We start from the raw sequence: 14,217 nt of genomic DNA on the forward strand, positions 1-14,217 counted from the left end.
GCCACCTCAGCCCGCGGGGCCGAGCAGCAACGTTTCCACGCGCTCGCCGGTGCGTTCCTCCACTTGGGGGTTCGGCACCGGCACAAAGGCCGGGTCATGCGTTCGCCGCGACCCCGGCGGCAGCAGTTCGCGCGTGAGCGTAGCGGGATACTCGATCCGGATCAGCGGGATCTCGCGCCGCTTTCGCAGCGCCTCGATTGTCGCCTCGCGAATCCTCCGCCGGGATACCTCGGCCGGAAGTGGCTCCGCACTTTGCGGCCCCGTGCCCCGCTTCGTCTCGCAAACCACCACACCCGGGATCCACGCCCGGGCTTCCGCGCAGGTTTTGTCGTCGCCCGTCACCAGCACGACCGGCACGCCGTACTCCGCCGCGATCGCGGCGTCCACTCCAATCTCCCCCACCTCCCGCCCGTTGAGCCGCATGCGCTGAATTCCTTTCGACGAGTACGTGTGCGCGAGCACCGCGCCGGGCGTCAGCGACATCGCGTGATAACCTAGCAGAATCACCGCCTCGCTACCCGCCAGCTCCGGATAACGTTCACGCCGAGTAGGCCCCTGAATCAACCGGGCGCGACCGTCCACCCGCGACGGTGTCACATTGCTGCCCCCGCCATGCCCGTCGCGTACGATCACCACCGTCGCCCCCGCCTCGAAACACGCGGCCACACATGCATTGATGTCCCCCTCCATCGCGGCCACACCTTCCCCGGCGCGCGCGCCGTGGATGAACTCGCTGCCGGTCACGCCGGTGCATCCCTCCATGTCGGCAAACACATACACTTGGAACGCACCGCAGGGTTCGACCACACACGCGGCCGCCATCAGCAGCGTCCACACCCGGATGTCGACAGCTGACATCCCCGAAGACTCCTTTCGCCCTTTATTCGACGATCCTCGGATTCGAAGAATACCCCTCTCGTCCACCACCCACCAGCGAACACCAGGTCCATAGATGCGGCTCCGAGGGCTCTGAGACTTCCCATGGGGGGCGCGCTCCTTCTCGAGGCCCCAGTCGCCAAGCGCCGCGGCTGGTCCGCACCGCGGCAACGATCGATTGCACTCTCGGCGGCACGAGGCCACGGGAGTTCCTCCCTCTCGAGCGGCCGGCATGCCGGAGCGCGATCCGAGGCCGACACGGCCTACCCGCAATGCCCTGTGCCGATCGCCCGGCCGCTGGAGTTCTCCGGCCGCACACCCGATGGCGCCGGCGCCTCACCGGGTACAAAGGACATCAGCAGACCCTGCCGATGGAGCAACGTGATCAGCCGCACGTCCAGCGCATGGCCAGCGCGATAGGACACCACCTGACCCACGAACCGCCCCCCTTCGACCAAGCCGAGCGCCGCGGCCAGATCCAGCGCCGCCCGGTGCCAGACCGCTTCGAGCGACCGCCCGTTGTGGATCAGGCGCGGCCGGTTCAGATACGCACGGCGACCCGCGATCAGCAGGTTCCGCCGGTTGTAGCCGAGCCGCCGCACATCCGCGAACAAACGGCCAATGGTCTGGCAGTAGAATTTTTTGGAAACCGTCGTGTTCGTCCGCGCGACCGACGCGGTCCGAAAAATCTCCCGGTCCATGAAAAACCGGATCCGTTGACGTCCAATCACATTCGGAAAATCGATCGCGACATCCATCAGCAGCGACCGGATCATCCCGCCCCGCGGCGGCGCGACGGCGAGAAACGCACCGTTCGGCGCAACGACCGCGACCGGCTCCCGCACCGTCACATGGTGCGCCGGCGCATCGGTCTCCACGATGCCCACCCGCTCGGCCGCCTCGACCAAGTCCAGACTGCCCCGCTCAAAAAGAGGGGGATCGCCGGAGTCCAACCGCACTCGGACCCGGTCAAGCACAAGGCCCACCTTCAGGGCCAGGATGTGCTCCACCATCCGGCAGTAGTTGTGGGGGTCGCCGCTGCGCAAGACGATGTTGCTGACGATGCGGCCGGTGGTCCACACATTGCGCACTGTCGCGAGCGTCGGGAGGTCGTCCGGCCGGTCAGTCCGCTCAAACCACCAGCCGGTTTCCGGCGACGGCGCCAGCGTCAGGCGTCGTGTTTCCCGCCCATCGAACGTTCCCGGCCCCCGGACTTCGACAGTACCACCCAGCGTCGTTTCTTTTGCCGGCCAGGAGGGCGGCGGCCGGTCGGTCAGATCGTGGTCCACCGGCTGATCGGCCCAGAGTTCGACGGACCGGCGGTACTGGCCGACGTCACCCCGAAGCACTTTCGCGGAGGCAACCCACTCGTTCACGGAGCCAAGCACTATTGCCCAGCCCCCGCCAACAGACAAGCCGACCGGCCGGCACCTCTCAGTCGTTCAACGCTCCGCTCTCTGGCACACCCGTGCGCCCCTTCGCAGACTCGTCCTTCACCGAGGAGAACGTCGCGGCAGGTGCAGCGTCACGGTTCGCCAGCTGGCGGATTTCTTCGGCGATCGCATTCCACTTGGCCACCATCGCTTCCAACCGCCGGGGATCGCGCGCCGCAAGGTTCCGGGTCTCTCCCCGGTCCTCCGCCAGGTTGTAGAGCTCCCATGGATCTCCCCTGGACGCGACGATCTTCCAATCGCCCATCCGCAGCGCCCGGTGTCCCTCGTGGCAGAACCATACGGCCTCATGCAGCGGCTCGCCGTCCCCCCGCAGCACCGGGACCAAACTCCGCCCCGCCGGATTCGGCACAGATCGCCCCTCCCATTCCTTTGGCCACGGGACCCCGGCCAGCTCCAGCACCGTGGGCGCGAAGTCAATCACGTGTGAGACGGTGTGCCGCAAGCCACCTCGTTCGCGTTCCGGGATGCCAGCCGGCCAGTGCACGATCAAGGGCGTCGCGATCCCGCCCTCGTGCACCCACACCTTGTGCCGCCGGAATGGCGTGTTCGCGACGCTCGACCACCCCGGTCCCAGGCACAGGAATGTCCCCGCCGAACCGTGAGGCGCGTTCGGGTCGTGTCCGTCACCCCGAATCATGATCTCCGCGCTGGCGCCGTTGTCGCTCGCGAACCAGATCATCGTATTGTCCATCGCACCCATCGCAGCCAGTTGATCGAGGATGCGCCCAATCTCCCGGTCCATCCGGTCCACCATCGCGGCGTGAATCGCCATCTTCATCGCCTGAAATCGCTGTTGCTCCTCCGTCAGGTCCGACCACCGCAGCGGACGGTCCACCTCGCCCGGCCCAAGTTTCTCCAACGCATCGGGGAACGAGTACGGCGGCCCCAGTTCCCGTTCCATTGGGGGCGGGTCGTGCCGCACGATGCCGAGTTCCCGCAAGCGGCGTCCCCGCGCCGCCTGCACCTCGTCCCAACCATTCGTATAACGGCCCGCGTACCGCGCGATGTCTTCTGGCGGCGCCTGCAGCGGAAAATGCGGCGCGGTGAAGCAGACGTAATGGAAAAACGGACGCCCCGAGTGTTCACGGGCATGCTCCCGCAGGCACGCGATGGCGTGCTCCGCGATCCACGTCGTCATGTAGAAGTTGCTGCCCCGCTCCACCGGCGGCCAGGGACGATCATTGAGCGTGTGCCGTCGGGGATCGAAGTAGCGGTCGTGGTCCTCGATGATGTAAGCCCGATCAAACCCCTGGGGGATTGCCTGGCCGTCAATGTGCCACTTGCCGGAGTGGTAGGAGCGGTAGCCGGCCGCTTTCAGCATCGCCGGGAGCAAGGGCGCCCAGCGCGGTCGAACATGCTCTCGGCGACCGCCACCCTGCACCCCCGGCATCGCGTCGCGCCGCACTTGTTGAGGATAGAAACCCGTCAGAAGCGCCGCACGCGTTGGCCAGCAGCGGGCGGTGTTGTAGAACTGGGTAAACCGGAGACCATTCGCGGCCAGGCGGTCGAGGTTCGGCGTTTCGATTTCGCCGCCGTAGCAGCCGAGATCCGAAAACCCGAGGTCGTCGGCGAGTATCAACATCACGTTCGGCCGGGGTGGCGCCGACATTGCTATGCCCGCGCTCGCGAACATCGCCGCGAGAAACTGGCACCACGGCGGTCTCATTGCCCTCTCCCCCGCGTTTAGCGAATCACGTCCACCGCTACCGTGCGCACAACGACCGGCCCCACCAGCCCCGACGGAGCCAGCAGCGCACCCGCCGAATAGATCCCGCCCCGCGTGAGGAACGCAATCCGGCCCGACGGCCGTGCACCGCCGCGCAATAGCCACTCCGGCCACTCGATCGGAACGCGCTCGCCCGCCCGCGATGGGACCCAGCGGACGTCGTCATCCGGAAACCGCGCGTCGCCAATCAGCCGGTTCACCCACAGGTTCGTCACCCGCACCTCGAGGCGATGGCGGCCGGGCGCCGGGGGCGGATCCAGCCGCAACCGAAACGGCGGTGCCCACACCGTGCCCAGCTCGCGACCATCCAACCGCACCGATGCGATCACGTGCACCGCCCCGAGGTCCAGCCAGAGCTCCTGATCGCCGCTCTCGGAAATCCCCGGCGGTAGCTCGAAGTCAATTGAGTAGGTCGCAGTCCCGGAAAAATGCCGCACACCCGGATCGGCATGCAGCGAAAGGTCCACCAACTCATCCAGCGCAACCGACGGCGGCGCGCCGCGACCGGCAGGAAACGTGATGGTCCAGCGTCCGCGGACCGCAAAATCGTGCACCACCTGCGATCGCGACAGCTCCGTCTCCCGTCCGTCGTTGAGGCGAACCCGCAGCGGATCGGACCGCCATCGCCGGACCCACAGCGATCCGTCCCTGGCTCGAACCAGCTCGGCCGCCGGCCCGGCCAACAGGTCGTCAGGTGCGGCGAGCGCGGCGATCTCGGCATCGGACAAGCGTCGCGAATACAGTGCCACGCGCTCGGCGCGACCGCGAAACGATTCCGCCGACCCTGCACGCGCGTGCACCCGCATCGTGGTGCCGGTTGCGCGCCGCATTTCGTGCCCGTTTACGTAGAGGGCCGGGACCCCACCGGCGACCGCTACCGCCACATGCGCGCCGCCACTGAGGTCGCCGGTCCAAGTGAGCACCGCCGGCGCGTGGTGCGCGCTGTGTTCAAACACCACCACACCATTGCGCCCCACCGCGACCCCCATTCCCGCATGCCCCCGCCCCCAGGCGCGCTCGCCGTGCGGCGGTGGCACCAGCCAGTTCTGCCCCTCAAAGGCAATCAGCGCCCGTCGCTCGGGCGGCAACGGTATGTCCCTCCCCGGCCATACCCACGCGCTGAGGGTGAAGTCGCTGTCCGCCTCGCGCACCGGCGCATCAGACGGCGGAAGCGCACGTGTTGCCCACCCCGCGCTTTCGACCTCTACCGCATATCGAGCCCGCCCGCTGGGACGAAAGACCACAAACACCGAACCCCGCGGGGGCAGCACAAGCGGCACCCGACAGCGTCCGTCACTCTCCCGGCGATACAGGCCCACCGCACGGACGGTTCCGTCCATCGGGTCCCACAACTCCGGTTCACCCGCTGCATCCCGAAACACCAACTCCGCCGACTCGCTCCGCTCGCGCGATTGACACACGAAATAGACATCCGCGTTCCAATCCTCCACCCGTCGGTGAATCCATCGGACCTCCGCGTCCGACGCCGCCCGCCCCAGCTGCACGTCCGGCGCCACGCCCAGCCGGCGAAATGCCTCTTCAAAGCTCATCCCCGACAGCAGTCGCCCCCGGCCCACCGGCCGATCCACCTCCCCCTCACTGTCCGCCCAAAGGTGACCCAGAGCGCGTTCGACACGCCGGTCTCCGTCGCCTCGCTCAGCGAGCGACGGCGAACGGACGGGCCGGACCGGCGCCAGCACCGTCGCACCATCCTCCAGAAGGCGACGCACCTGTTCGGCCACCGCCACTCGCATCGTTGGTATCGGCGGCAGCAGCAGCACGCGGTACCGCATGCCGGATGGCAACACGATCCGGCCGTCCCGCACACCGGCCTCCAGCACCGCTCGTCCGTCTGCGCCGTCGAAGTCGTAGCCCCACGGAAGCGGCGGCGACAACTCCTCGCGCCAGCCGATCCGATTCGGAACATCGTCCCCCACGAACGCGAGCACGTCGGCAACGAAGCGTCCCTGGCGCAGCATCCACTGACAGCGGGTGATGTACTCGATCCACGGTCTTCCGTCCTCCCACCACGTGTTATGGCGGTTGAAATTGAGACCCCAGTGGAAAAATGTGAATCCCGGCCCGACGACGTCCCACGGCTGATGAGCGAAGGTGTGAAACACGAACTGATTTACTCCCGCACAGAACGCCTGATCGCCGAGTTCCTTCAGCGTGTACGGATGATTCTGCCACTTCTCCGCCTCCGGTCCGGCAGTGTATGCCTCCGCCGCGATCACCGAGCGCCCGGTGATGTGCGCGAGCGACGCAGCGACTTTGTTGTCCACCCGCAACCACCCCCCGGGTGAACGGTCCAACCAAAACTCCCCCATCGGCACATGGCTGCGCCGATGCCACCCAACGTTGTAGAGGTACTGCTGACGGCCCGTGCTCTCCGCCACGAACGTCAACCGGTGGTCCGCCGCAAACTGCGATGCGACCGCGAAAAAGTTGCGGTCCAGTTCGTCAGCAAGGAAGCGCCGCCAGTCCCAGAGCATGCGATCAGACTCGTCCGCGGAGCCGACGATCCACCCCTCCAGCAGCGCCGGCCAAAACGGCGTCAGTTCGTAGCCCACCCTCTCGCGGAACCTCCGCTCGAGCCCATCCGTCCAGTTCTGGATCCCGCACTCCCAACTGTCAATCTCCATCGCGGCAAATGTCCGGCCAGCCGCGGGGCCGGCCAATTTCAGGAGCCGGCCGACGTACTGCTCGAGATGAAACCGCACGACCCGCGCATCGAGCTTGTCACACTCCAGACCTCGACCTTCCGCAGTGGCCGGCCCGACGTAGTGCCCGTTGCTGGTGAAGCCGATCCGAAGCACTCGCCAGCGGCGCGCGTCGGGCACGCGCCACCGGAGGCGTCCCTCTGCCGACATCGCTCGGGTCAGGTCCAGCACTTCCGCCGGTCGCACCACGTGAGTGGCGGGCAGCTCTCGGTCCAACGCGGGGCCAGGATAGGCGCGGTGGTGGCGCCACTCCGCGCCATGCCCGCGGCTGCGCAACCGGCCGGCCTTCGCCTCAGCGAAGTGCACCCGCGCGGCATCACTCAGCCGAAGCTCACCAATTCGCATCGCCACGGAGTTCGTGAATGCGATCCGGATGACGACCGCGGTCGCCGTCTCCAACGCAACCGTGGCCCAGTCGTCCGACCTCTGGAAGTCCCAGTTGAGCGTGAAGACGCCGACCGGCCGGAAGCCCACCCCGTCGGTGGAGGCCTCCAGCACCATCGGCGTGTCGGACTCCCACACGTGCGGCGCACAGTTCGCGGCGCGCAGCGAGCGCACCACGCGAGGTGCCTCAAACCGCCACTCGATCGCATGCCCTTCCGGCCGGCGTGGAAACACAACCTGCGTGGCAGGTTGCCCGTCCTGGAGCGCGCGCAGTTCGGCCGCCGGCACTGTCCCGGCCAGCTCGGCGCTCAGGTGCTGGCCCTCCGGAACCGGAAACGCCACCACGGCGATCTCGCGGTAAAAGCTCTCGCGCGCCGGTGGCTGCGCCAGCTCAAGCTCCCTCTCACCCGGGCCGGTGACCTCGGCAGCGCTCCACACGAGGATCTTCATCGACGTTGCCGGTGTGATCCACGGACCGCCCGCTTCGGAGAACCCGTCGCAGTTGTGCACCCCGAACTTCAGTCCCAATCGCTCTGCCTCGGTCAGAGTGTGCCGGACCATGTCGAGCCAGGCCGGCTGCAGAAATCTCACCTGGCCGGTGGGCCACTGTCCGCCGCAATTGAACATGTAGCAGCCCCCGAGACCAATCCGGGCCATCGCCTCGAGGTCTTTCGTAACGCCCTCGCGAGTGATGTTGCCGTTGAGCCAGTGCCACCACGTGAGCGGCCGCGCATCCGCCGGCGGTGAGCGGAACACCATGTCCGGCCTCATCCGTGCGCCCGCGCCGAGCACCGCTTGACTCGCCAGCAACCCCATCAGCAAAACCGCTTGCCACCACCCTTTCATCGTTCGGGCACTCCTGACTGGGGATCCGTCGTTCGGGCTACCGAACAGGCTTCCTGCCCCGACTGCGCTGCGTCGGAAGCTGCACTGCCCACTCGGACGGCCCCGCACCCGCCACCAGCAGCATCGTCGCTCAACGCCGCGCCCGTTCGGGTGTCACCGTTTCGGGAGTCGCCGCGGTCGCCCCCTTCGGCAACCATTCGATCGTCGCACGTGACTCGAACGTTTTGCCGCCCCAAAGATACGCAAAGCCGAATCCTTCGGCGGGTTTGGTGCCTCCGTACTGCCAGAAGCGGAACAAGGCGTCCCGCCGGTCCATCGAACCCCGCACCACCCAGTTCGTCCAGATGCCCCGAACCGTCCACGTCGTGCAGTTCAGATGATTGGTCACGTCCTCCCAGAAGCGGATCGTCCGCGCATTTCCGTCATCCAGCACCAGCTCCACGGCCATGTCCCGACACAGCTCGGGGAGGTTCGGTATGCTTGAGATCGGCCGTGAGGGCACTCCTGGCGCCCGGCTGAAAAAAACCGAAGTACGGACCGAGCCCGAGGGGTCCCGAGCGGACTGGCGATAGCTTGTCTCCAGCACCACCGAATTCGATGCGAAGCGTGTGTCCAACACCACGCGGGACCTGCGCTCGTCTTCCACGCGGATCCGCAGGCGGAACTCCGCGGAGGCCGCCCGCGCCGGCGCCTTCGACGTCTCGATCACCGCGCTCTGCAGCGACCGCTGCACTGCGAATCCCGCATCGCGCGCCCAAAAACCGACGTGGAAGATCCGGAAGGGCGGGCCGTCGCGCACGCCGTCGCTGAACAACTGCAGCCAAAGACCGTCGCGGCCCCAGCTCACCTCGTAGTCCGTCGTGCGGTGCACGACCGCACGCCGGCTCACCGGCTCGCTCGACGTCACCCCCCCCACTGGCGCTTCCGCCGCCAGCCCGAGGGTTGCCAGCATCACGAGGACGAACGGATGTGCTCGCTTCATCCCCTCCACTCTTGGACCGTTTCGATCATCGCCAGCACGTTCTCGATCGGCGTACCGGGCTGCACGTTGTGACAGGAACACACGATGTAGCCTTCGCCGCCCGCACCGAGCGTTGAAAGGCAGTAGCGAGTCTCCGCGCGGACATCGTCCGGGGTTCCAAACGGCAACACCCGCTGATTGTCCACCCCCCCATGAAAAATCACTCGCTCACCAAACTCGCGCTTCAGTTCCTCGCAATCCATGCCGGGACACGCATGCTGGATCGGATTCAGCACGTCCACACCACAGTCGAGGATCGGTCCCAGCAGCGGGCGCGCCGCGCCGTCGGTGTGGTAGAACACGCGCAGGCCGTGCTCGTGGATGAGGCGGCACCATCGATGCAGCCGGGGACGCAGGTGCCGCGCCCACATTTCGGGCGACATGATCAAGGAGGTCTGCCCGGCGACATCGTCGCTCACGAACACTAGGTCGAGCACGTCGCCGGTCCGCGCGAACATTCGACGCATCATCTCGGTCTGAATCCACTCGATCCGGTCGAGCACCGCATCGACGTAGTCCGGATCCAGCGCCAGATCCAGCATCGCCTGTTCCAGCCCACGCATTTGACAGTAGATCTCGAACAGCGACACCCACGGCCCGATCACGCAGAACTCCCGCGCGGCCTCCCGCGCGGCCGCATCCGCAGCGTCATAGTCAAAACGGTCCGGATCCGGCCACCACGGATAGTCATCGAGCGCCGCTGGCGACGAATACCCCGCCAATGGCGGATCGCCGAACTCCGCATAGTGCGCTGGACCCGCCTGCACCTCCCGCAGCGGCACCCCCCACATCGTTCGCGACCCGCCCGACTCCGCCCCCGCGCCGGACTGGGCGCCGGCCCGTTCCCCCTCCGCGGAACGGTAGTCCATGAACACCCACACGATTTTGTCGAGCCCGAGCGCCCGGAACATGTCCAGGTCGCGGTCCACACCGCAGCGCGAACGCAGCGCGGCACCGATCTCCGGCGTGAACCAGAGATCTACCGGCAGCCGATCCACCGGCCGGCGCTCCAGCACCGCGCGAATCCGTTCCTTCGCCGTCATTCGACCGTTCGCGGCGACCGCCCCCCACATGCCGGGCGCTCGAGCTCCTGTAGGGCACCCCCAACCGGTGCGCCGGCATTGCAACCGCGCCGAGCATAGGGCGGCAGCGTCCGAAAATCATTGCACAAAATGATCTTTTTTTTGCACAAAATGACACAGTTTCCAATCATCGCGATGGCGCGGTCAGCCGCAGTTCATACCAAAGCGTCGCCGCGCCAGAAGCCGACACCGCGCCGCCGCGCAGTTCCCGTGCAGTGCCGGTGGGCCGGCCGCGGTCGTCGAGCGGCTGCAGCGCACCCTCCGCACCCGGTAGCACCAACTCGAACTCCACCGGCTCAATGCGGCTGGGCGCGCTCCCCCACTGCCGGCCAACGGACATCATTTCCGGCGACACCCACCGCATCCCGGTGTTCTCCGTGTACGCGGTCGCCGCCACGATCGCGCGCAGCGGTGCGCGCACGAGCGAGCCGCCCTCGAGCGCGCAGATCGCGAAGGTGGCCGCCCGAAGACGCGTCGGCCCGATTCGGACCCGCAGGCCTTCGCCAAGATCGAGCTCCGCCCCGGCGATGCGACCGAGGGCCGCGCGGAACCGCTCCGAGCGCACCAGCAACCGGCCGCCTCCGGACTCCATCAGGCGCCACTCGATCTGGCCGGTGTCGGCCAACCACTCATGACGCCTTCGCTCAGGCGCGGCCGGCATCGGGATCGGTTCCCCTGCCTCGAGATCCAACGCCACACGGTGCTCGAGCGCCACATCGAGCGGCAGCCCCGCGCGCGCCAGCCCCACGACGTCCCACGCGTACCCGTGCCGCGCAATCGCATCGAGCTCGCGATCCAACGACCAAGGCGCGGTCACCTCGGTCCGTGCCGCGGCCACGTCGCCGCGGCGAAACGCGAGCGCAGCCGGACGCACGTTCGCCAGAATCGTCGGATGCTGGCCGATATCGAAATACCCTGGGATACGTCCCGCCTTCAGTGAATCGTCCCCGTGCGCCCAAGTGTATAGGAAGATCGCGTCCCAGTCCTGCAGCGAGCCAAACGTCGCGAGCATCAATGGCCCCTCGCCCGCGTGAGGATTCGGGGCCGGATGGTTGTATTCGCTGACCATGTGCGGCCGCCCCTTCACGCGCTGCCACGCAAGCATCCTCACCGTCGACTCGCTGGGGGCGTCCACCATCGAGCGCGGCTCGACGATCCAGTTCTCCGGATCCCAAGGGCGGCCCGTCCACCGCGGATGCTGCCAGTACGCGTGCGTGTCCACCAGTTCAAACTCCCCCATCAGCCGCGGCGTGGACGTCATCACCACCGTGCCGACCACCGGCGCCGCCACCCCGATCTCCTGTTGGAGACACTTCCGCATCGCGGTCCAGTGCGCGCGTTCGGTGTCCCACAAAAACTCGATCCAGTCGCGCCGCATCCGGTCCGTGAGCGGAGAACGCCCGTGGCGCCTGGGCCAGCGCACCGTGCCACGCTCCGGCCGCTCGTCCTCCGCCGGTCCAATCCGACCGCCCGGTCGCACCGAGAGATCTGCGAACCGGAACACCGCGCCAGCTTGCGCCAGGTCGCTGAAGCCGAACCGCACGCGTGGATCGTCGCGCTCGGCTTCGAACGTGAACTCGTACGCGGTCCACTCCGGCTTCACTTCGATCCGCACGTCCCATCCGACCGACTGCCACGGCTCGTGCGCCTGCATCACGTTCGCCAAAATCCATCGCGGGCGGTCCGCCGCGACGCGGAAGCGAACCGTGTAGAGCCCCCCTCGCCGCACCGCGAAACCGGGCTGGTTGAACTGCACCGCCCAGCCACCGTCGGCCGGGTTCTCCACCCGCACCACCGCGAGGCCGTTGGAGGTCTGCAGTTTCGCGCGCGCCCCCCGGTGCAGCTCAAGCACCCAGCCGGTCGCGCCGGCGGAGAAGTCCGCGTTCGTCAGCAGCTCGGGCCCGGGCGGTTCGCACCGCGCCCCCCAGGCCGACATCATCGCCTCTGCCGAGCTGTATCGCGCCGCAAGCCACCGGTTCCACTGGGCCTGCAGGTCCGAGGCGAACGGCTCCGGCAGTCCGTCGAGGTCGCCGCTCAGCCAGGTGTGGATCAGGCCGTTCTCGTTGTTGATCTCCACCATCGCCAGCGCCGGATCATCCGCGACGCGCTGGCCGGTGAGCGGGTTGACACGGTCCAAGAGGCGCCGGGCATAGGCCTTCTGCGCTTCCAGATGCGGCGCGTGAAAGAATCCCACCGCGTGCGCCGCCTTCCAGTCGAGGCGCTGGATCGCGGGATCCACTCCGTCACCCACGCCGAACCGCCGGCCGACCAGCAGATTGATGTTCCAATAGATGCCCTGCCGCTTCAGCTCGTGCAGGAACACGTCCAGTCGGCGGAGAGCGTCCGGGTTCCAGTTCGTCCAGGAGCCGCTCTCGTAGCGGATGAGCCGCGGCTCGCCCCACGTCGAGTCCAAGAAATGGAATCGAACCGCGTTGATGCCGAAGCTCGCCATTCGAGCGGCGATTTTCGGCGCGTCCGCCTCCGCCGGGAAACACGCACTGGCCGTCACGTTCACCCCAAAGAGGCGCACGCGCCGGTCGCCGGCGACCAGCCGCCCGTTGCGCACACGGACCGGACGGATCGAGGCCGCCGACTGAGCCAGCACCGGCCGCAAATCCAGCACGCCCCCCTCCGTATCATCCCACGGCGGCGCAAAGGGTACCGGTTCCGACGCACCCACCCTTATCGTCAGGCTCGCCGCCACTCCCAACGCTCGCAGTGGTGTCGTTCTCATCGTCGCCCCCAGATCGCTCCGCTCAGTCCCCCATCAGCAGCGAGCGGGCAATCAGAAAATAAATGAATACCCCCGACATGTCCGCGATGGACGTGATCAGCGGCACGCTCGCCGCCGCCGGATCCAGCCGCGCGCGCGCCAGTCCGAACGGCAGCAGCACGCCGATCAGACAGTTCAGCACGACCACCGCAAACATCGCCGCCGCGACCACCGTCGCGACCCCGATGCCGCTTCGCCAGAGCCCCAGCGCGAATACGCCGGCCGCCATCGTCAGCCCCAGCCACGACGAAAGCACCAGCTCCCGACCGGCCATCCGCAGCCAGTCGCGCAGACGGATGTCGCCGATCGCCAGCGCGCGGATCACCAGCGTCGCGCTCTGCGACGCCGCATTCCCTCCGCTGTCGATCAACAGCGGCAGGAAAAACACCAGCGCAACGTTCGCCGCGATCACATCCTCAAACGCCACAATGCCAGCCCCGGACACGACGTTGATGCCCAGCAGTGCCATCAGCCATCCCACGCGCCGCCGCACCAACAGCCCCACTCCCGCATCCACGAAACTCGTCTCCAGCGGCCGCACGGTCGCGATCCGGTGAAAGTCGCCCGTCGACTCCCGCTCCTCGACGTCCAGGATGTCGTCCATCGTAACGATGCCCAGCAGCATCCCCTCGCCATCCACCACCGGCATCGCAAAGAGATCGTACTTTCGGAAGAGCTGGACCGCCTGCGCCCGGCCCTGATGTGCCGTGAGCGCCGCGAACTGATGGTCCATCATGTCGGCCACGCGGGTGCCCGGGTCCGCCAGAATAACGCGACGCAACGGGATATCGTCGAGCAGGCGGCCGCGATCGTCGGTCACATACAACATCGCGAGCGTCTCGCTGTCCCGCCCCCACTGGCGGATGTGCTCGAGCACCTGCTCGCGTGTCCAGTCCGGCCTCACCCGCACGTACGCGGTGGTCATCAGCCGGCCAACGCTGCCCTCGGGGTAGTTCAGCAGCTCCATTGCCGCCCGGCGGTCGGACTCCGGCAGCAGCGCGAGCAACCGACGCGTCACGCGCGCGGGCATGTCTTCGAACAGCGCGGTGCGGTCGTCCGGCGACAGGCGCAGCAGCACCCCCCGAACCTCGTCGCTGGCCATGTGCTCGAGCAGCGCGGTCTGCAGCTCGGAAGGCAGGTTCGCGAATACATCGTCCGCGAGGCGCTGCGGCAGCAGACGGAACAGAATCAACCGGTGCTTCGGGTCGTCCACCGCGGCCAGCAGATCTGCAATTTCCGGTGCCGGCTGCCGCGCCAGGAAGTCGCGCAGGTCGTTCCATTGCCCCGCCTCGATCAGATCGAGGATGTCGGGTTTCAGAGAGGGAACCACCG

Annotated in this window: 8 protein-coding genes; all 8 read right to left on the reverse strand. The window is 67.4% G+C overall.

The window, feature by feature from the left end:
• Positions 1-6 precede the first annotated feature (6 nt).
• The gene (locus N2652_09975; GenBank protein MCX7819512.1) at positions 7-858 is read right to left on the reverse strand and encodes a M55 family metallopeptidase; all 852 of its coding nucleotides are present in this window, start codon (positions 856-858) and stop codon (positions 7-9) included.
• Positions 859-1,139: 281 nt separating this feature from the next.
• Positions 1,140-2,252 carry a UDP-3-O-acyl-N-acetylglucosamine deacetylase gene (locus N2652_09980; protein ID MCX7819513.1) on the reverse strand — a complete coding sequence of 371 codons (1,113 nt, stop codon included), beginning with the start codon at positions 2,250-2,252 and terminating at the stop codon, positions 1,140-1,142.
• Positions 2,253-2,310: 58 nt separating this feature from the next.
• A complete protein-coding gene (locus N2652_09985; GenBank protein ID MCX7819514.1) occupies positions 2,311-3,963 on the reverse strand; it encodes an arylsulfatase in 1,653 nt (550 codons plus the stop codon).
• Positions 3,964-4,013: 50 nt separating this feature from the next.
• Positions 4,014-8,009 (reverse strand): glycosyl hydrolase, encoded by a 3,996-nt coding sequence (locus tag N2652_09990; protein MCX7819515.1) that lies wholly within the window; start codon positions 8,007-8,009, stop codon positions 4,014-4,016.
• Positions 8,010-8,139: 130 nt separating this feature from the next.
• On the reverse strand, positions 8,140-8,991 hold the full coding sequence (locus tag N2652_09995) for a hypothetical protein (GenBank protein MCX7819516.1): 852 nt from the start codon (positions 8,989-8,991) through the stop codon (positions 8,140-8,142).
• A complete protein-coding gene (locus tag N2652_10000) occupies positions 8,988-10,103 on the reverse strand; it encodes a hypothetical protein (protein MCX7819517.1) in 1,116 nt (371 codons plus the stop codon). Before N2652_10000 ends, N2652_09995 begins: the two co-directional genes overlap by 4 nt.
• Before the next feature lie 136 nt (positions 10,104-10,239).
• On the reverse strand, positions 10,240-12,846 hold the full coding sequence (locus N2652_10005) for a carbohydrate binding domain-containing protein (protein MCX7819518.1): 2,607 nt from the start codon (positions 12,844-12,846) through the stop codon (positions 10,240-10,242).
• Positions 12,847-12,868: 22 nt separating this feature from the next.
• Entirely contained in the window at positions 12,869-14,215 is a 1,347-nt protein-coding gene (mgtE, locus tag N2652_10010; protein ID MCX7819519.1) for a magnesium transporter, read from the reverse strand.
• Between the last annotated feature and the right edge of the window lie 2 nt (positions 14,216-14,217).

This window comes from Kiritimatiellia bacterium, from assembly GCA_026417735.1.
Lineage (GTDB): Bacteria > Verrucomicrobiota > Kiritimatiellia > PWTM01 > PWTM01 > CAACVY01.